This is a genomic window from Bifidobacterium coryneforme, from assembly GCF_000737865.1.
GTDB lineage: Bacteria > Actinomycetota > Actinomycetes > Actinomycetales > Bifidobacteriaceae > Bombiscardovia > Bombiscardovia coryneformis.
In genome coordinates, this window is record NZ_CP007287.1 from 323,074 (window position 1) to 343,135 (window position 20,062).

Genomic DNA, 20,062 nt, shown 5'->3' on the forward strand with positions numbered 1-20,062 from the left:
GGGCCCGCTCAAGGTCCAATCCGGCTTAAGAGCATTGGTTTAGGAGGAGTTATGGGGCAGACGTTGGCGGAAAAGGTCTGGGCCGATCATTTGGTGCGAAAGGGACAGGGAAGCGAGCCGGACCTTATCTACATAGATCTGCAACTCATGCATGAGGTGACCAGCCCCCAGGCCTTCGAGGGGCTCCGCCTGGCCGGGCGAGGCATCCGCCATGTCGACCAGGTCATCGCCACCGAGGACCACAACACCCCGACCGTCGACATCGACCGGCCCATCGCTGACAAGGTCTCGGCCCTCCAGATTTCCACCCTGGAGAAGAACTGCAAGGAGTTCGGGGTCCGTCTCCATCCGTTGGGGGATGCCGACCAGGGCATCGTCCATGCCTTTGCCCCCATACTGGGTCTGACCCAACCGGGCATGACCATCGTCTGCGGGGATTCGCACACCTCCACCCACGGGGCCTTCGGGGCGCTCGCCTTCGGTATCGGCACCTCCGAGGTGGAACATGTGCTGGCCACCCAGACCCTGAGCCTCAAGCCCTTCAAGACCATGGCCATCAATGTTGAGGGGAAACTCCCCGAAGGGGTCAGCGCCAAGGACATCATCCTGGCCATCATCGCCAAGATCGGCACCGGTGGTGGGCAGGGATACGTGCTGGAGTACCGGGGCCAGGCCATTCGTGACCTCTCCATGGACGCCCGCATGACCATCTGCAACATGTCGATCGAGGCGGGCGCCAGGGCCGGCATGATCGCGCCCGACCAGACCACCTTCGACTACCTCAGGGGACGCCCCCATGCACCCGAGGGCGAGATGTGGGACAAGGCCATGGAGTATTGGAAGACCCTGAAGACCGACGACGATGCCGTCTTCGATGCCGAGGTGACCCTGAATGCGTCCGACCTGTCGCCATACGTGACCTGGGGGACCAACCCCGGCCAGGGCCTGCCCATCAATTCCCAGGTGCCTGTACCTGAGGATATCGCCGATGCGGCCAAGCGCCAGGCCACCCAGGAGGCCATCGACTACATGGGGCTCAAGCCCGGCATGCCCATCAAGGACATTGCCGTCGATACGGTCTTCATCGGATCGTGCACCAACGGACGCATCGAGGACCTGCGGGCTGCCGCCTCCATCATGAAGGGGAACCACAAGGCCAAGAACCTCCATCGGGTGTTGGTCGTGCCGGCCTCGTCCAGGGTGAGGCTCCAGGCGGAGGCCGAGGGGCTCGACAAGATATTCAAGGACTTCGGGGCCGAGTGGCGCAACGCGGGTTGCTCCATGTGCCTGGGCATGAACCCCGACCAGCTCACCCCGGGTGAACGGTCCATTTCAACATCCAACAGGAACTTCCAGGGACGTCAGGGCAAGGGTGGGCGCACCCACCTGGCCTCGCCCCAGGTGGCTGCCGCAACGGCCATACGGGGCACCATCTCCAGCCCCGCCGACCTGTAGTCCCGCTTGCGGCAACCCACTCTTCCAAAGGCAGGAAAACGAGGTAATCATGGAAAAGCTCACCGTCATCACCGGTGTCGGGGTCCCGCTCCGTCGATCGAACGTCGACACGGACCAGATCATCCCGGCCGCTTTTTTGAAACGGGTGAAGAAGACCGGGTTCGAGGATGCCCTCTTCTACTCCTGGCGCAGGGATCCGAACTTCCTGCTCAACCGTCCTGAGTATGCCAAGGGGCGGATTCTGGTGACCGGTCCCGACTTCGGCATCGGCTCCTCCCGCGAGCATGCGGTCTGGGCCCTGCGTGACTACGGGTTCAGGGTGGTCATCGCCCCCCGCTTCGCGGATATCTTCTACGGGAACACCGCCAAGAACGGCGTTCTGGCCGCCATCATGCCCCAGGAGTCGGTTGAGCTCCTGTGGAAGCTCCTGGAACAGGAGCCGGGGCTGGAGATGACCGTGGACATGGAAACCCGAACGGTGACCTGCGCTGATGTGGTCCTGCCCTTCCAGGTGGACGACTATGTGCGCTGGAGGCTCATGAACGGGTATGACGATATCGATCTGACCCTCCATCATGAGGATGACATCGTGGCCTACGAGAAGATGCGGGCCGAACGTTTCCCCTTCAAGCCCAAGACCCTGCCCGCCAAGCATATGCCCGAGCGGCACATCACCTCGGCCAGGGAGCAGGAGGTCGAGTGGGGCGGCCCGCTGGCCGAGAAGGGCATCATCTGATTCGATTCCGGTCTTCGAGCCCGAGGTGTCGTATCTCGGGATTGCGCCCTTTGGCCTCCTAGGATGGAAGTGTAGGCGATTCCATCGAGACAGGGAGGGATTATGAGGCACGGCAATACCAACGGCAAGTCAGGACAGGTCTGGTCAAGGGTCAACGGGCTCAGCGCCTTCGCCCTGGTCTATCTGGCCATCGAAACACTGATCGGGCTGGTCGGGGCCAAGCTGGTCCTGCCGAGGATGTTCCCCGATATGTCCGCGTCCCAGCTCGATGCCCGCTATGGCGATGGGCTCCTCTTCCTCTCGGTCGTGGTGGCCCTGGTCGTCGCCCTGATCAGCCAGTGGAGGGTCATCTTCGATGCTGAGGGTGCAGGCGATGACAGGGTCCAGTGGTTGACCGGGCGGCGAATCACCCTGATGGCACTGATAATCAGCCTGACACTCTTCTTCCTGGCCCAACTGGTGGCCACGGCTGCCAGTGCGGGTATGAGCTCCCTGGTGTCATCCGTGGGCCTGCGGATGCCCGGCCAGGCAGGCGACACCTCCGATCCTTCAACCTCGGCGATCATGCTCTTCTACGCCTTCATCTTCGGACCGCTGGCCGAAGAGGTCGTCTTCCGCGGAGTCATCATGAATGGGCTGAGGCGGTTCGGCAGGGTCTTCGCCATCATCACATCGGCCCTCCTGTTCGGTTGCATGCACGGCAGCTTTGTTCAGGGTCTGTTCGGGTTCCTTACCGGGCTGGTTCTGGGGTATGTGGCCATGGAGTACGGCCTGGTATGGTCCCTGGTACTCCACATCTTCAATAACGGCATCTATTCAGATATCCTTCCCCGGGTCATGGAATCGGTCCCCGCAGAGATCAGAATCGGCGTGGGAGTGGTTATTCTGATGGTGCTGCTGGCGGGGGTCATCGGCATGGTGGTCAAGGCGCGCTCGGCTGGTGGAATACTGCAAGGGCAACCGGGCGCCCAAGGGTGTGTATGCATCCTGGCTAGCCCCCTGGTTCCTGATTTTCCTGGTGGTCTGCCTGGTCATGGCTGTGGTCGAGCTGATTCCCGGCTGGGCCTGATCGAGACCCGCCCATGGTTGTCCATCCGACGCTTCCGGGTCGGTTTTTCCTGACTATTCGTGTATTATCTGTGCGGATGGCGGGTTAGGTTGGAACAGTAGGTTGACACTCGGGGAGGACGTCGGCCATGAGGCATGCGTACAAGCGGGGGGCAAGTAGCCAGGAAGAGGCTCAGCGACCCCCAAACGCGCACCGGGAGGGGCAGGAGTCCCCCCGGTATTCATGGACCGAGCGGGTATCCGCCGAAGAGAACCACGCCAAGCACTGGGAGCTGGGTACGGGCGCCGATCATGGGGTGGGGCGTCGAGGTCGAACCCGTTCCGTAGCCTGGATTCCAGACAAGAGGATTTTTGAGGATGGGGATTTCGAAGGTTGGGACGATAAGGCAGGTTCGACGCGCGGCGGGAAGCGGGCGGCGGCAAAGCCGGTAGGGGCCGTGACCAGGAAGACCAAATCCACAAAGGACGAAGTCGCCAAGGTGCGATCAGCGGAGGGTGGACCCACGAAAGACAAGCCAGCCAAGGGCAAGGCCGGTAAGGAGAAACCCGTCAAGGGGAAGCCGACCGGGGGGAAGTCCCCGAAGACCCAGGCAGAACAGAAGCATCAGGGGAAGGACCTGGCCGCTCCCGTGACCAGCAAATCGACTGAATCCGGGAAGGCCACATCATACCCCGTCAAGTCTTCCAAGGACTCCTCGAAGACAGGAACCCCCCGATCGCTCCGATCAGACCCTGTAGAGGTCGCGTCGTTGACTGAAGGTCCGGCTGCTGTCGCTGATGGCGTTGGTGCGGTTTCGTCTCCGGTCCTTCCGTTGGCTGATGACCCGGTGGGTGTTGGAGGCTCTTCGTCGGTTGTCTCGTTGATTCTTCCCCTGGATGATGATCCTGTGGGTGTCGGTGATGTCGGTACGGTGTCTTCGCCGGCCCTGTCATCGGTTGATGATTCGGCTGGTGCTGGTGCTGGTGCTGCGGTTTCGTCTCCGGTCCTTCCGTTGGATGATGATCCTGTGGGTGTTGGTGATTCTTTGCCGGTTGCGTCGTTGATTCTTCCCCTGGATGATGACCCGGTCGGTATCGGTGACGTTGGGTTGTCCTCTTCGCCGGTTCTTCCATCGGTTGATGATTCGGCTGGTCCGGCTGCTGCTGATGGCGTTGGCTCGGCTTCGTCTCCGGTTCCTTCTTTGCGGGACGATTCGGTTCCCGCTGGTGGTTCTTCGTCGGTTGCGTCGTTGATTCTTCCCCTGGATGATGACCCGGTGGGTGTTGGTGATGTCGGGTTGTCCTCTTCGCCGGTCTCGTCGTTGCCCACGTCTTTGACTGCCGACTCCGCAGGCGATGGTGATGTTGTATCGGCATCGAAGCCGATATCCCTTCAGGCTGGTAATCCGGTTGAAGTCAAGGATGATGTGCCGAAATCGGTGCAGGCGGTTTCGGCACAGCCGGAACAGGCTGTGCATTCCGTCGAGGGGACAGGGACGGGAACACCTTCTCCCAAGGTTGCTTCACCCAAGGTCACCTTCCCCGCTGCGGCCAGTTCCATGGCCGTGGGGGTGGCTCCCAAGCAAGGCTGGAGTTGGCAGAAGCCTGTTCTTACAACCGAGCCCCGATCCGAGTCTCGGACAGAGGCCAAGCCGGAGTCGCGCTCCGAATCGGTCCCCAACGCCAAGCAGGCGTCCGCAGCCAATGCCGGATGGTCCTTCGCCTCGACCCCTGCTGCTGCAGAGGTATCAAGGCCCTCAAGTGAACCTGAACCCACTGCGCCCAGTGCGACGGTCCGAGCTGTTGAGCAGAGCCCCTCCTTCACGCCCCGACCGTCGGCTGCGAGGAAGCGACAGTCCGTCGGCTCTGAGTCCCCGTCGGGATCGGGACGAGTGGTCAAGTCCAAGCCTGCCCGCAAGTCTGAATCCCCGAAGAACGCTGTCGAGGCCGGGAAGATTGACGGTGGCTTAGGGAAGAAAGCTGCAAGTTCGGACAAGGCCAATGACAAGCCCGCGCAGAAGAAGCCTGCGTCGGTCTCCGGCTCGCCCAAGAAGGACTTGAACCCTGGTGATGCAGGCTCCACCGGCGGTACCCATACAACCTGGTCTTCGGTCATCGGTGGAGCAGGTAAGACCGCAGGATTCAGCAAGGCCATCCGCCATGCCAAGCGGACGACTGTTCCTCAGAAGGCGCGGACGGTACGAGGTGTTGCCGACACCGCCAAGAAGACGGTTGCTGCGACCAAGCCCAAGGTCGGAACGGACAAGCCGGTCGATTCGGTCAAGATCGGAAAGTCTGCCGGCTCGAAAGAGCGCATCAAGCCGAGCGAAGCCCGAAAGGTCGATAAGCCGACCAGCACGCCAAGATCGGGTAAGCCTGCTGGTTCTCGGGGCCCAAGCAAGCAGACCGTTTCCCGCAATCCCGACAAGAAGGTCGTGGCCGGCAAGCAGGTCGGCTCGCGCAAGCCCACAACGCCGACCGGCAAGGCGGTGGCGGTCAAGGAACACAAGGCCAAAATCAGGGTGAACGTCAACCAGGCCATGGATGCGGCTGTTGGACAGAGCGCCTTCGCCTTTGTCTACCTGGCCATCAACATCATGGTCGTCGTGCTCGGCAGCAGTGTGGTCATCACCTACCTTCGCGGCAGAATCAGCAGTGAGACACAGAACTTCCTCCTGCGCGGTGGCCTCTATCTGCTTTCCTGCCTGGTTGCCGTCGTCTATGCCTTCAGCAGCGAGCGGCAGACCATGACCGGCCATGAGTTGCACGGTGATGACGATGTCCGTTGGAATATCGGACGCCGAATCGTGGCGTGGCCCCTGGTTCTCGCGCTGGCCCTCCTGGTGGTCGGCCAGGGCATCGTTCTGGGATTGAACCGGGGTCTTGAAGCCTTGGTGCCCATGATTCATGTCACCCCGGCCGTACTCATGAGCCCCCTGAACGACCTGTACGGGTCCGCTCCCATGATGCTCTACGCCCTGCTGATCCTGCCCCTGACCGAGGAGATCATTTTCAGGGGTGTCATCATGAACGGGCTGCGACGGTTCGGCAGGGTCTTCGCCATCATCACCTCGGCCTTCCTTTGTGCCTTTATGCAGATGCAGCCGGTGCAGGCCATCTGGGCCTTCCTGATTGGATTGGTGCTCGGTGCCCTGTCCATGGAGTACGGGTTGGTCTGGGCCATCGGCGCGCATATTCTCGCAAGCGTGGGGTATTCCGGTCTGATTCCTCGTTGGCTCTCCAATGCCCCTGTCCAGGTCCGCTGGGCCGTGGCCGTTGTGCTTGCCCTGATTGTCGTGGCCGGGCTGGTCATCCTGGTCAGGAAGTTCTCCTCACTGCGCGCATATGCCAGGGAGTACCGGGCCCCCAAGGGAGTCTATGCCTCCTGGAGGCAGTCCTGGTTCGTTATTTTCTGCCTGTGCAGTCTTGCCGTGGCGGTCTTCCAGTACATGTAGGCCCCTCAGCCTCCAGAGGTCTTCAAGGTCCCGGTGGCAAGGTGGGACTCGTAGGGTAGGATTGAGTCATTTGAATGGAATACGGGTGGTGGAATGATCCGCAACGCCCGGAAGGGTGTATGGCATGCAGCTGTCAGAGGTGAATGAGGGGATTGGGGTTGCGATGTACCCGAATCACGGAAACGTCAGTGCCCCCATGCCCGGCGTCCCTGCAACCGGTAGATCCGGGTGGTCCGGACGCAAATGGATGCAATCGTTGCGCCGGGTGCTCAACAGTCAAGCCGGCTTCCTCCTCCTCTATGCCCTGATTACCCACTTCGTTGGTTTGTTCGTCGGGCTTCTGGCCCAGCTGGAGTGGAACATCCTGGCGGACCCTGATGAATCGCATCGGAGCATCGAGTATATTGTTGAGCACACCGATGCCGAGTATGCCGGTACGATCAACCTGGTTATGGGTCTGTGCGGCTTGGCTTTCCTGGTTTTGATGCGTCGTCGTCAAATCGCCGACGGAGGACCGGCCGGTATCTTCCACCGCTCGCGGTACCGAATGACCTGGTCGGTCTTCCTGGGCTGCTTCCTCCTGCTCTTCTCAGCCCAGATCATTGCGGGATTCTATGGAATGGGTCTTGACTGGACCACGGAGGTCATGGGTTTAGATTCCATAAGGACCACAAGCGATATCATCGAGGCGGCCGGTGACACCCTGCCCATGCTCGCTTACACCTGTTTCGTTGCGCCCGTCGTCGAGGAGATCCTGTTCAGGGGGGCGATACTGAACTCCCTCAAGCCATACGGCAAGGTCTTCGCCATTGTCACCACGTCCGCCATGTTCGGTTTCTTCCACGGAGACCTGACCCAGGGCCTGTTCGCCTTCGTTGTTGGGCTGGTTCTGGGCTACCTTTCATGTGAGTACTCCATTTTTTGGTCCATTCTCCTCCACATCAGCAACAACCTGATTGTCAGCAATCTCTTGGGGCCCTGGATCAGCGGCCTGGATGGGAACGTGGCCGACCTCGTTGCTCTCATGCTGCTGATTGCCTGCTTCGTGGGTTTGATTGTGGTCCCCAGTCTGAGCGAGCGTAGGATTCGTGCATTTGTCATGGCAAACCGCACCTATTCAAACGCCTATGGAAGCTGGGCCGCTCCCTGGTTCGTCGTCCTGCTGATTACAGAGGGCATATCCATGTTGCATCTGCTGCTCTCCTGAATTCCGCTACGCCCAACGGTGACAATTCACGTTGCCCCCACACCCTGTATGGCAGACTGGCAATGTACGTGGTCTGACCAGGTGGAGGTGCCCTGGTCTGGAGCCGATAGGATAAGGAAACCGATATGGCCAAGGTGAATCCCGAGAACGATCTTCTGCATGTGGTCGGTGGCAGACCGCTCCACGGCACCATTCAGGTGCGTGGTGCCAAGAACTTCGTAAGCAAGGCCATGGTTGCTGCCCTGCTGGCATCCGATGTGTCCGTCCTGAAGAACGTACCCGAGATACGCGATGTGCAGGTGGTCTCCGACCTGTTGAGACTGCACGGCGTCGGGGTCGATGTCAAGCCCCGTGAGGGCACCGTCACCATCGAGGCCAAGCATGTGGAACTGGCGGATGTGGCCGATGTGGACACCCTGTCCGGCTCATCCCGCATCCCGATTCTCTTCTCCGGCCCCCTTCTGCACAGGCTGGGAGAGGCTTTCATTCCGGCCCTGGGTGGGTGCCGCATCGGCAGCAGGCCGATTGACTTCCACCTGGAGACCCTGCGCAAGCTGGGGGCGAAGGTCGACAAGGAGCACGAGGCCGGCATCCACATCACCGCCCCCGACGGTCTGCACGGGGCCAAGATCCATCTGCCCTACCCCTCGGTCGGGGCCACAGAGCAGACCCTCCTGGCGGCCGTCCTGGCCAAGGGGAAGACCGAGCTCTCCGGTGCCGCCACCGAACCTGAGATCATGGACCTGGTGGCCGTCTTGCAGAAGATGGGCGCCCAGATTTCGGTTGACGTCGACAGGACCATCCGCATCGAGGGGGTCGAGTCCCTGAACGGATACACCCACACCTCCCTGCCCGACAGGATTGAAGCCGCTTCCTGGGCTTCGGCGGCCCTGGCCACGCATGGCGACATCATGGTCAAGGGTGCCCAGCAGCCCGATATGATGACCTACCTGAATGTGTTCCGCAAAATCGGCGGCGAATTCGACGTGCGTGACGATGGCATCCGCTTCTGGCATCCGGGTGGCGACCTGAAGCCTGTGGCCATCGAGACCGATGTTCATCCGGGCTTCATGACCGACTGGCAGCAGCCCCTGGTCGTGGCTCTGACCCAGGCCAAGGGTCTTTCGATCGTTCACGAAACCGTCTATGAGAACCGGTTCGGCTTCACCCAGCCCCTGATCAAGATGGGCGCCACCATCCAGCTCTATAGGGAGTGCCTGGGGTCCCTGCCCTGCCGGTTCCAGCAGCAGAACTTCGAGCACTCGGCGGTCATCTTCGGGCCGACGCCGCTCACCGGCCGCGATATCGACGTGCCGGACCTGCGCGGTGGATTCAGCCATCTGATTGCCGCGCTGACGGCATCCGGTCCCTCCACCGTCCGCGGCATCTCCCTGATCGATCGTGGTTACGAGGACTTCCGCGACAAGCTCGCGGCCCTGGATGCCCAGATAGACTGAGAGCCGGATGGGCTCGTAATGGAATCATGGTTTTTACGGGCCCACCGGCGTGCTTGCACGGAACAGAGGGCACAATGATGGGATGGCTTCCAAAGGCAAACCGTCACCGCGTTCCGCGGTAAAGCCCCTGTCCGACCAGCAGGTGGCCCTCCTGGGCGAGCGGCACCACCTGGTGGACCCGACCCGGTACTATCCCACCGGGCACCGGGCACCGGCCCTGGATGAGATAGGCGGGCAGCATCCGACCGGCACCCACCGTCTTTTGCATGGTGTCGTGCAAGTGATGCGCAGCTCCTGCAAACTCTATGCATGGGGTCTGGAGAGGGTGCCCGAGACGGGGCCTTTCATTACGGCGGCCACGCACGTTACCCAGTTCGATGTCTTCATCCCCATGATGTCGATGTTCCACCTGGGTCGTAGACCGCGCTATATGGCCAAGGCGGAGATGGCCCACTGGCCCCTGATCGGGAACTGGTTCCAGATGGTCGGTATGCAGCCGGTGGAGCGCAAGTCCGGCAAGGCCCGATCCATCGAGGAGGAGTCGATAGGCATCCTCACCTCGGGCCGCCCCCTGACCATATGGCCGGAAGGCACTGTAACCCGGGATCCCCTGAAATGGCCCATGTCGCTCAAACCCGGTGTCGGTTTCATCGCTCTGGAGGCCTCAAGGCAGCTGGGGGGGATGGTTCCCCTGTATCCCAGCATCACCTGGGGTGCGGCCTCGATCAATCACAAGTGGCCTTGGCCCCGGAAGAACGTGGTCATGTGCTACGACCAGCCCCTGGACTACTCGGACCTCCTTGAGGGCATGGACCAGTGGGGTCCGGAGCCTCCCAAGGAGGCTGTGCATACCCTCTGTGTCCGCCTGCGCGACCGGATGGAGGAGGTCATGGCGGAGATTCGCGGCGAGGAGCCTCCGGCTGAGGGGTACTTCGATTACGTAACCATGACACGTCGGCCCAGAAGTGAGCAATAGGGCCGAAACTCACCCTTGATTCCGCCTCATCGGGCACGGTGTCATAGGATGGTGACGAAAAGATAAGGCATCTGGTCGGCGTTCCCGTGCGCACGGCATTACGCAAAGGAGAATGATGGCGAAGATCACGGTATTGGGAGCAGGTGCATGGGGGACCGCCTTCGCCCAGGTGCTGGCCGATGCAGGCAATCAAGTGGTCATGTGGGACATCGACCCGGATGTGGTCGAGGAAATCAGCCTCAGGCATTCGAACGCGCGCCGCCTGCCGACTGTCGAGAAGCTGCCCGATGCCATCGGTGCAGAAGGTGACAGGGCCAAGGCCGTGGAGGGTGCCGACATGGTCGTGGTCGCCATAGCCGCGCAATATGCCGGTGAGGCCCTGAAGGAGTTCAAGGGTCTGCTCGGGCCCGATACCATCGTCATTTCCCTGATGAAGGGAATCGAGCGGGGGACCCACAGGCGCATGGACCAGGTGGTCTGCCAGACCCTGGACCTGGATCAGTCGCGGTTCGCCGCCGTTTCGGGCCCCAACCTGAGCAAGGAGGTGGCAGCGCGTGAGCCTGGTGCCACCGTGGTGGCCAGCTCTGATGCCGACACGGCCATGCGGGTCGCCCGGGCCTGCACCACCGACTACTTCAAGGCCTTCGTGACCGACGACGTGATTGGTCTGGAACTGTGCGGATCCCTGAAGAACGTCACAGCACTGGCCGTGGGAATGTCGCGAGGGGCCGGATACGGCGAGAACACGGCCGCCATGATCCAGGCCAGGGGACTGGCTGAACTCACCGCTCTTGGTGCAGCCTGCGGAGCCAAGGCCAAGACCTTTGCCGGTCTGGCCGGGGTCGGTGACCTGGTGGCCACCTGTGGATCTCCGCTGAGCAGGAACTATACCTTCGGATTCAATCTGGGCCAGGGCAAGAGCATCGAGGAGGCCACCCGGGTGAGCAAGGGCGTCGCCGAAGGCGTGCCCACGACCGATGCCGTGGTCGCCCTCGGCAGCAGCCTTCATGTAGAGACCCCGCTGGCAACGGCCATGAGCCATGTGCTGGACCAGGGTCTGGACTGCCGGGGCATGATTGAGGAGCTGTTCGGCGGGGAGATTACTCCGGAGTAGGTTGTACGGCAGGCAAACCCCGATCCATCGGATTTGATTCGCCGGCAGGGGGTGCCGACCGGTTCAGGCATGCCCGGTTCGTGCCAGGCTTGTGGATGAGCGTTTATGGCGGCCCCTTGCCGCCTGCCGAGGGGATATCCTGCTGTAGTAAGTGACGAAAACGCACGGGCTGACGCGCGAGATCCTCCCGCTGCATGGTGCCGTGTCGTGGTTCATGCCCTGCATGAGGAAAGCCGAGGAATGATGGCCAGGAAACGTGTTGTCGTGCTGTATGGCGGTCGTGCCGACGAGCACTCCATATCCTGTGTATCGGCGGCCGGTGTGCTCAACGCCATCGATACCGACCGATATGAGCCCATTCCGGTCGGAATCACCAAGGACGGTCGTTGGATCGTAGGCGGCGAGGATCCCAGGCGGTGGAGCCTGGACGACACCCAATTGCCCACCGTGCAGGTCACCGAGGGCAGTTGTCCGGTCATTCTCGACATGGCCCGTGGCGGGGATGGGTTCATGGTCGGTGATCATGACGACCTGGTTTCCGGTCCCGACAGCCTCAAAACGGACTCCCCGCAGGCCTCCGGCTCTCTGGAACCTCTGGGGCATGTGGATGCGGTCTTTCCGGTGCTCCACGGCCCGTATGGCGAGGACGGCACTGTACAGGGGCTGCTCGAAATGATGGGTGTGCCCTATGTGGGATGTGGGGTCTTCGCCTCTGCCGCCTGCATGGACAAGCACTATACGAAGATTCTTCTCAGCCAGGCCGGTATTCCCGTGGCACCGGGAATCACCATCGATGCCCGCGACCGCCTGTCCGGTGTTGATCTGAAGGCTGCTGTGGAAGAGGCTGGGCTGCATTATCCGCTTTTCGTCAAGCCCTCCCGCGCCGGGTCGAGCTTCGGTGTGGTCAAGGTGGAGGAGACCGGTGCCGATGCCCTGGCCGCTGCCGTCGATGAGGCATCCGGGCATGACTGGCGGATCCTGATTGAAGAGGGTGTGGACGGCCGTGAAATCGAGTGTGCCGTGCTCGCTCCCGACCGCGAAGGTGAACCCCGCACCGCATGGCCCGGCGAGGTTGTGCTGGACAGGACGGACCAGGATGAGGCCTTCTACGACTTCGACAGCAAGTATGTGGACTCCTCGGCCTCTCACGTGGAGGTCCCCGCCGACCTGCCCGACGAGACCCTGAGCAGGATACGTGCCCTTGCCTCCAGGGCATTCAAGGCCGTAGACGCTACCGGTCTGAGCCGTGTCGACTGCTTTGTCACCGCCAAGGGTGGAATCATCGTCAACGAAATCAACACCCTGCCCGGCTTTACGCCCATATCGATGTACGCCAAGGCCTGGGAGGCCAGCGGTGTCACCTACACCGACCTGATTACCGAGCTGATCGAGGGTGTATCAGCCTGACCTGACGCCCATCCCTGCCGGGTGCATGGTGCTCCCGGGCGGGGTGCCGCCTCTGTCTGGACGCTGATGAACCCCGGGGGCCCTGGCTAGGCGGCCGTATCCGATTCGAGTTCGGTCTCCTGGACCAGGTAATCCTGGCCGGCCAGGGCACGGGTGGCGGCATCCTGCATGTCGGCGGCGGCGACACCCGGCCTGGCGAACATGACCACCTGACCCTTGACGCCGTACGGGGTGAAGCCCTGGAACTGGACGATGGGCGGGTTGGTGGACATGGACATACCCTTGGTGGCCTGGGTGACCGTCATGGCGATGGACCGGGAGGACCTGGCCATATCGGCATCCCCACGCAGCGTGAAGGGGATGGTGGTGGCCGCCTCCCCGGCCTCTGTGATCTTCTCCAGGGCCGTGGTGTTCAGGATGGAGTTGGGGATCAACAGCTGGTTGCCGGCCCTGTCGATGACGATGGTGTGGCGCCAGGTCACGTCACGGACCGTACCGGTGGTGCCCTGGATGGTGATGATGTCGCCGGGTTGAACCACCTTGCTGACCATCAGCCCGAAACCGCCGACGATATTCGAGATGGTGTCCTTCAGGCCGAAGGAAAGGGCAAGACCGCTGACTCCCAGGGCGGCCACCACGGTGGACGGGTTGATGCCGAAGACCGGTTGGAGAACCGTGGCGGCGGCGAAGATCCAGATCAGGGCACGGACGATGTTGATGAAAATGGAGGCGCTGGGGAGGTTGGTCCGCTCCAGAGTGCGCCGCATGGCGGCGGCCACAATCCTGGAGATGAGGGTGGCGCAGGCCGCCACGATTATCAGGAGGATGATCTTGCCGAAGTTCTGGTGGAACCAGCCCACCACGGCATCGGTGAAGCCGGAAATGGCCCGCTCGGGCCGATCCATGGGTACCTTGCCGGACTCGGGGGTCCGGACCTGGGTGGCGAAGGTCCCAACGGCCAGGGTGGCAGGCCAGCCGGGAAGAGGAGGCATCAGGTTCATAGTTCCTCGTCATCTCCTGCCTTGTTCCCGACGGTTTCCGCCAGGGGCTTGTCCATCCACATATGGGGGCACCCTTCGTCCAGGTCGTGGATGCCCATATCCCTGTATCCGAGTGACCGGTAGAAGTCCTTCACCCGTTCCTGGGCATGGAGTGTAAGCCTGCCCGCTCCACGGCTCCGGACGGTTTTCTCGGCCTCGCCAACCAGTCCGGCCCCCAGGTGCCTGCCCCGGTAGGGTTTCAGGACGGCCAGGCGGCCCAGGGTCCAGGTGTTTCCCTCGTTGGGGAAGATGCGGCAGACCCCGACCGGCGCATCACCGTCATAGGCCACGATATGGAGGCTGATTTCATCGGTCTCGTCGAATTCGTCATGGAAGCCCTGCTCATCCACGAAGACGGCTTCACGGATGGACCTGGCATCCTGGGGGATGCGCTCGCTGACTTCATACCTCATGGTTCCTCCTTGTCGGACCCTGACTGGTTCCAATGTACCAAGGCCGCCTCCGGGCGGAAACGAGTAGGGGGCGACCCTGAGGAGTGTGGCCGGTTCCGGTCGGTGATGCCGATGGACGATTCGGTGGCCTCCCACCCCGATCGCTCTGTCGGGGGTGTGCTGGTCCTGTCTGACCTGGACGATTATATGGATGGAGAGATCGCAGGCAATAGGGGCCTGCGCGTACATGACACATGAAAGGTGGAATGGCGATGGGCAAGGACCATAATCCAGAGAATGCCCTCGGCATGGACGCTCGGAAGAGCCGCCGCCCGCAGAGGGACCGCATGCTTGCAGGCGAACTCTACGATGCCTCGGACCCCGAGCTGAGTCGCCTGCGGGTCAAGGCCCACGAGCTCTGCCGTCGCTTCAACGCCTCATCCGAAGAGGAGCGGGACCTGCGCACCCGGATTCTGGATGATCTGGTTCCTGGACACGGCCAGGACGCCGATTTCATGGGGCCCATCTACTTCGACTACGGATGCTTCACCAAACTCGGGTCCCGTATCTTCGCCAATTTCAACTTCACGGTCCTCGATACCTGTCCGGTGGTGATCGGCGATGACGTCATGATTGGCCCCAACGTCACCCTGGCAACCCCGCTGCATCCCCTCCGCTGGCAGGAGCGGAACCTGCGTCGCCATGAGGACGGGTCCCTCTATGACTACGAGTTCGGCGCTCCGATCACCATCGGCTCCAACTGCTGGCTGGCCTCGAACGTAACGGTGACCGGTGGGGTCACCATAGGGGAGGGGTCTGTTATCGGGGCCGGGTCCGTGGTGACCCACGATATCCCGGCTAACTCCCTGGCGGTGGGCGTGCCCTGCCGGGTGATACGCACCATCACCGAGGCCGATCGGATGGATTTGCCCGAGCTGGGCCAGTAGCTCCCTACAGGCCCACGACCGCATCCATGCTGGGCGGGGGTGTCGGGTGCCCGACCCCTTGACTTGCCTTAGTCGGCTGAGTGTAGTAATCTGACAAAGTTGTGTGTTTGACCGTAGCCTTGTGCTGCCGGTATGAACACCTGGAACGACTTGGAAAAACAACGTAAAGGGAGTCATCATGGCAGCTCGTTGCGCGGTGTGCGGCAAGGGCCCGCAGACCGGTTACACTGTTTCTCACTCGCATATTCGTAATAAGCGCGTCTTCCGTCCCAACCTGCAGTCGGTGCACACCAAGGTTGACGGGGAGAACGTCCGCGTTCGCGTCTGCGTCAAGTGCCTGAAGGCCGGCAAGGTGCAGCGCGTCGCCGCCTGAGTGCGGTTTTCGTCTTGATTGAACCCCCGGAGCAACAGTCTCCGGGGGTTCTTGCTATACAGGGATACATACGTTCAAAACGGTCGGAGAGCACCGCGGGATTCCTTGGAGGCAGGGGTCCCATGAAAGTGGTTGGGGTACTTGGGCTACGCCAGCACGGAGCATGAGGCCGACTCGAATGATGATCTGGTTCCGGTGCAAAGGAGGTGATACGGCATGGCGGCAACAGTCAAGGCAAGCCTGTCCAGCCCCGTATCATCCCTGATGACCAACAAGCGACGGGTGGGAGCCCTGAAATCCCTGGGCATCAACACGGTCCGGGATGCGCTGACATACTACCCGTTCCGTGTCACCGACCCCGTGCCGGTCACCACCATCAGCGGCATCGTCCTGGGGAGCCCCTGTGCCTTTGCCGCCAGGGTGGAGAGTGCCCGGGTGGTGCCCTTGAACGGACGCCGCGGATTCCGCTTCGACGTGGTCGTGGACGATTCCGAGTTCGCGGCCCGGCAGGGGCGGCCCGGCCTGGTTGCCCGCCTGGTTTTCTTCTCGCACAAAAAGACCTACATGGACTGGATGTGCATGCGGCTCCGAACCGGGGCCAGGGTGGTCGTGGCCGGTGAACCCGGTACCTACATGGACCAACTTCAGTTCACCCATCCGGAGACCCTGATCGTCGAGGACCCGGATTCGGGCGAGGGGGGCAACCTCAAGGCCGATGCGACCAACATCCAAGAGGCCCTGGACAGGGTCGCTCGTCCCAGACCTGTCTACCATGCCAACTCTCGCATATCGTCCGACCATATCCACGATGTCATCCTTGGATTCATGCGGCTTCTGGCCCAATCTGATACCGGGATTGATTCCAGCGGCGGCGAAGGTGACCAAGATCAGTCCCGAATAGATCCGGAAGCCCTGGGGCATGGCGTTCCTGACATCATTCCCGAACCGGTTCGCGCCGGAAGGGGACTGCTGCATCGGGCCCAGGCCCTGCTGGGCATGCATGATCCGGACTCCTTGAAGGACTTCGGGGATGCCAGGAAGACCTTGCGGTACGAGGAGGCATTCGTCTCGCAGACAGCCCTCCTCCAGACCCGTCAGGAGACCAGAAAGAGCCCGACCTATCCCTGTCGGGATGCCGGGATGGATGCGGCTTCAGACTCCCTGCGGGCACGGTTCATCAAGTCCCTGCCCTTCGAGCTGACCAAGGGGCAGAGCCGGGTCATCGAGCAAATCGGCGAGGACATGTGCTGTGACTACCCCATGCAGCGCCTTCTCCAGGGCGAGGTTGGCTCGGGCAAGACCGTGGTGGCCCTGGCCGCCATGCTTCAGGCGGTTGATGCCGGTCACCAAGCGGTTCTGGTGGCCCCCACCCAGGTTCTGGCGGAGCAGCACTACGAGTCCATCAAGGGTATGCTGGCCGCCATGGGCACCGAGGTCAGGCCCAAGGGCTCCGGTGGGAAAACCACCCAGGCCGATAACGTGACCATGATCGACATGGGTTCCGACCAGTCCACTGAGCTTGAGGACGGCATCCTGCCGCTGGTGCTTCTGACCGGTGGAATGCGGTTGGCACAGCGGAGGCAGGCCTTGGCGGTTTCGGCCTCGGGCAGGCCATGCATCGTTGTTGCCACCCACGCGGCATTCTCCAAGACCTTCCAGGCACCCAACCTGGCTCTGACCGTGATTGACGAGCAACATCGTTTCGGCGTGGAGCAGCGAGAGGAACTGAGGCGCAAATCGGAGCGCTCACCCCACCTTCTGGTCATGACAGCCACCCCTATACCCCGCACCGCGGCCATGACCTGGTTCGGTGATCTGGACATCTCCACCCTGACCGAGCTGCCCAGCAACCGCAAGCCGGTGAAGACCTACGTGGTCTCCGAGAACGATGGGGCCACCATGGGGGGCATGTTCCTTCATATCCGCAAGCGCATCGAAGCGGGGGAGCGGGCCTACGTGGTATGCGCCCGGATTGACGAGGATGATGACCCCACCCAGGATGCCGCCGACCAGGACAAGGCAGCCGGAAAGGGACGGGGAGAACAGGACAGTCCCCAGCCGGACCTTTACCAGGGCGATACCGATTCGGAGGGGACCAGGGCACCACTGCACTCAGTGGCGGAAATCAGCAGGCGACTTGCCGACCTGCCCCAGTTCCAGGGCATCGGAATAGCCACACTGACGGGCCGCGACGACGATAGCGCCAAGACCGCCGTGATGGCCGAATTCGCATCGGGGGAGACCCCCCTGCTGGTGGCCACCACGGTCATTGAGGTCGGGGTGGATGTGCCCGAGGCCTCCTGCATTGTCATCTTCGATGCGGACCGGTTCGGTCTTTCCCAGCTTCATCAGCTTCGTGGCCGTGTAGGGCGAGGTGGCACGGACTCATGGGCCTTCCTGGTTTCCAGGGCTCCTGCGGAATCGCCGGCCGCCGAGCGTCTGGAGGTCATCCGCAGCACCACCGACGGGGCCAAAATAGCCGAGGCCGATATCCAGATACGCGGGGCCGGCGATGTACTGGGCGAGGCCCAGTCCGGTGGACGCTCGTCCCTGAAGCTGCTCAGGGTCGTTACCGATGCCAAGATGATCACCCAGGCCCGGCAGGAGGCTGCTGATCTCCTGGAGTCAGACCCGGACCTCAAGGGGCAGGTGGAACTGGCGGGGGCGGTTCTGGACTTCATGCGCGGCAACGAGGGTTTCCTGGTCTCGGCCTGAAAGGACAACTGGATACATGCACATCATTTCCGGCAGATTCAAGGGATTCCCCATCCCTGCGGCTCTCAGAGGCACCCGCCCAACCACAGACCGTACCAAGGAGGCTGTCTTCTCGCATCTGGAGGCCATCGGGGCCGTGGAGGGGGCCAGGGTGCTGGATCTATATGCAGGCACCGGGGCCTTGGGCTTCGAGGCCCTGTCCCGAGGAGCCAACCTCCTGGAATCCGTGGAGTCATCCGGGCGGGCCGCCGGACTCCTGTCCAAGTCAGCGGCCAGGCTGACCCATCATCCTTCCTGGAATCCGACCATGGGCATCCATGTGAGCAGGGTCAAGACGGAGCGGTTTGTCAGGCCCCTCCAGACTGGCAATGATGCCGAGTCGGGTCCTGCCGCAGGCACCTACGATTTGGTGTTCATGGATCCTCCCTACGATCTGCCCACGGAAGACTGCCAGGAGATTATGGCGGGCCTGGTCAAGGGTGGCTTCGTCAACCATGACTCGGTGATTGTCCTGGAACGCTCGGGGCGCTCAGTGTTGCCTGTGACCCCCTCCGGGTGGGCCGTATCCACATCCAGGTCCTACGGCGAAACCGTGGTCTACTACATCGAATCAGTTGCCGCATAAGGCTTGGGTGCTACAGGATGGGGATGAGCTCATTCCTGCCTGAGTCGTTTGTGGAGCGCCCCTTGCTTCTGTCGGTCAGTTCTCCTTGACGGGGTGGGCTCCGTCGGTCCGCCAGCCCAGATCATCCAGGAGGCGGCGATCCTGCTTGTCAAGGGAAGAGCAGTCCAGGCGGGCAACCAGGTCCGGGCGGATTCGGCTGGTTCGCCTGATGGCCTCATCCCGGCGGAAACGATCCACCTTGCCGTGGTCGCCGCTTGTCAGGATTTCGGGGACTCCCAGGCCGCGCCAGGTTGTGGGGCGGGTGTATTGGCGGTATTCCAGAAGGGGTTCGTCGCCGGTATAGGACTCCTGAACGATGGATTCGGGGTTCCCCATGAATCCGGGCAGGAGGCGGGTTATGGCCTCCAGCATGACCGAGACCGCCACCTCGCCACCGTTGAGCACGTAGTCGCCTATCGAGTACTCTCGAACGTCGATGCCCTGACTGCGATAGTAGGTGGGAATCCTGGCGTCGTATCCTTCATAACGGCCGCAACCGAAGACCAGCCGGCCGGCATGGGAGAGGGCGGTGGCATCGGCCTGGGTGAAGAGCGGAGCCGAAGGGTTGGGGAAGATGAGGACGGGGCCATCCTCCACTGACGGGTTCACATGCTCCTGGCCGGCTTCAACCGTGTTCCGGTTCGATTGGCCTGCATCCGCCTCTGCATCGGGCTGGGCTGTGGCTTCCCCGTCGCTGGGCATGGTCAGATTTGCGGGATCAAGACCAAGCAGGTCATCCAGGCACTCGGCCCATACCTCGGGCTTCATGACCATACCTGCCCCGCCTCCCACCGGCGTGCTGTCCACGGAGTGGTGAACGTCGTGGGTCCAGTCGCGCAGATTGTGGGCCTTGATGGTCACCAGGCCCTTCTCCTGAGCCTTGCCCAGCAGGCTGAGGCCGGTTACGTCGAAGTACTCGGGGAAAACGGAGATGATGTCGATCTGCATGTTCATAACTCTACCCAAGGTCTTTCAACCACCGTGTCGAAGATGAGGTCCTGGTGGGTGCAGGATACATGCTGGGCCTCGATGACCCTTGGCAAGGGGTCGGCGCTCGCTGGTGTTGACAGGGTGTGG

General features: G+C 62.1%; 16 protein-coding genes. 13 read left to right on the plus strand and 3 right to left on the minus strand.

The features are described 5' to 3' along the window. Nucleotides 1-51 precede the first annotated feature (51 nt). The 9 genes from leuC (at nt 52) to bcor_RS01200 (ending at nt 12,854) form a co-directional block, all read left to right on the plus strand. On the plus strand, nt 52-1,455 hold the full coding sequence (gene leuC / locus bcor_RS01160; protein ID WP_033491397.1) for a 3-isopropylmalate dehydratase large subunit: 1,404 nt from the start codon (nt 52-54) through the stop codon (nt 1,453-1,455). Nucleotides 1,456-1,504: 49 nt separating this feature from the next. Next, entirely contained in the window at nt 1,505-2,191 is a 687-nt protein-coding gene (leuD, locus tag bcor_RS01165) for a 3-isopropylmalate dehydratase small subunit (RefSeq protein ID WP_033498222.1), read from the plus strand. A 102-nt stretch (nt 2,192-2,293) separates the two neighbouring features. After that, entirely contained in the window at nt 2,294-3,313 is a 1,020-nt protein-coding gene (locus tag bcor_RS07175; protein WP_051875579.1) for a CPBP family intramembrane glutamic endopeptidase, read from the plus strand. 74 nt (nt 3,314-3,387) lie between these two features. Then, nucleotides 3,388-6,693 (plus strand): CPBP family glutamic-type intramembrane protease, encoded by a 3,306-nt coding sequence (locus bcor_RS01175; protein WP_033498226.1) that lies wholly within the window; start codon nt 3,388-3,390, stop codon nt 6,691-6,693. A 265-nt stretch (nt 6,694-6,958) separates the two neighbouring features. Next, nucleotides 6,959-7,900: a CPBP family intramembrane glutamic endopeptidase gene (locus bcor_RS01180; protein ID WP_033498228.1), complete on the plus strand. Its 942-nt coding sequence runs from the start codon at nt 6,959-6,961 to the stop codon at nt 7,898-7,900. A 125-nt stretch (nt 7,901-8,025) separates the two neighbouring features. Continuing rightward, nucleotides 8,026-9,357 (plus strand): UDP-N-acetylglucosamine 1-carboxyvinyltransferase, encoded by a 1,332-nt coding sequence (gene murA / locus bcor_RS01185; RefSeq protein WP_033498230.1) that lies wholly within the window; start codon nt 8,026-8,028, stop codon nt 9,355-9,357. An 82-nt stretch (nt 9,358-9,439) separates the two neighbouring features. After that, nucleotides 9,440-10,333, plus strand: coding sequence for a lysophospholipid acyltransferase family protein (locus bcor_RS01190; RefSeq protein ID WP_051875580.1), 894 nt, complete (start codon nt 9,440-9,442; stop codon nt 10,331-10,333). Between the two features lie 112 nt (nt 10,334-10,445). Then, nucleotides 10,446-11,447: an NAD(P)H-dependent glycerol-3-phosphate dehydrogenase gene (locus bcor_RS01195; protein ID WP_148303930.1), complete on the plus strand. Its 1,002-nt coding sequence runs from the start codon at nt 10,446-10,448 to the stop codon at nt 11,445-11,447. A gap of 243 nt (nt 11,448-11,690) precedes the next feature. Next, entirely contained in the window at nt 11,691-12,854 is a 1,164-nt protein-coding gene (locus bcor_RS01200) for a D-alanine--D-alanine ligase family protein (RefSeq protein WP_033498286.1), read from the plus strand. 86 nt (nt 12,855-12,940) lie between these two features. Here the strand turns inward: bcor_RS01200 and bcor_RS01205 are convergent, their stop codons facing one another. Further along, nucleotides 12,941-13,855: a mechanosensitive ion channel family protein gene (locus bcor_RS01205; protein ID WP_338010420.1), complete on the minus strand. Its 915-nt coding sequence runs from the start codon at nt 13,853-13,855 to the stop codon at nt 12,941-12,943. After that, nucleotides 13,852-14,307 (minus strand): GNAT family N-acetyltransferase, encoded by a 456-nt coding sequence (locus bcor_RS01210; RefSeq protein ID WP_033498235.1) that lies wholly within the window; start codon nt 14,305-14,307, stop codon nt 13,852-13,854. Before bcor_RS01210 ends, bcor_RS01205 begins: the two co-directional genes overlap by 4 nt. A gap of 251 nt (nt 14,308-14,558) precedes the next feature. On the opposite strand from bcor_RS01210, the gene bcor_RS01215 reads away from it, so the two are divergent. The 4 genes from bcor_RS01215 (at nt 14,559) to bcor_RS01230 (ending at nt 18,946) form a co-directional block, all read left to right on the plus strand. Beyond that, the gene (locus bcor_RS01215; RefSeq protein ID WP_274518303.1) at nt 14,559-15,233 is read left to right on the plus strand and encodes a sugar O-acetyltransferase; all 675 of its coding nucleotides are present in this window, start codon (nt 14,559-14,561) and stop codon (nt 15,231-15,233) included. 178 nt (nt 15,234-15,411) lie between these two features. Continuing rightward, entirely contained in the window at nt 15,412-15,606 is a 195-nt protein-coding gene (rpmB, locus tag bcor_RS01220) for a 50S ribosomal protein L28 (RefSeq protein WP_033491413.1), read from the plus strand. A 216-nt stretch (nt 15,607-15,822) separates the two neighbouring features. Continuing rightward, nucleotides 15,823-18,321: an ATP-dependent DNA helicase RecG gene (locus bcor_RS01225; RefSeq protein WP_033498236.1), complete on the plus strand. Its 2,499-nt coding sequence runs from the start codon at nt 15,823-15,825 to the stop codon at nt 18,319-18,321. Between the two features lie 16 nt (nt 18,322-18,337). Continuing rightward, the gene (locus tag bcor_RS01230) at nt 18,338-18,946 is read left to right on the plus strand and encodes an RsmD family RNA methyltransferase (RefSeq protein ID WP_033498237.1); all 609 of its coding nucleotides are present in this window, start codon (nt 18,338-18,340) and stop codon (nt 18,944-18,946) included. Nucleotides 18,947-19,021: 75 nt separating this feature from the next. Here bcor_RS01230 and trmD read toward each other — a convergent pair whose 3' ends face one another. Continuing rightward, entirely contained in the window at nt 19,022-19,933 is a 912-nt protein-coding gene (gene trmD / locus bcor_RS01235) for a tRNA (guanosine(37)-N1)-methyltransferase TrmD (RefSeq protein ID WP_033498291.1), read from the minus strand. Nucleotides 19,934-20,062 lie beyond the last annotated feature (129 nt).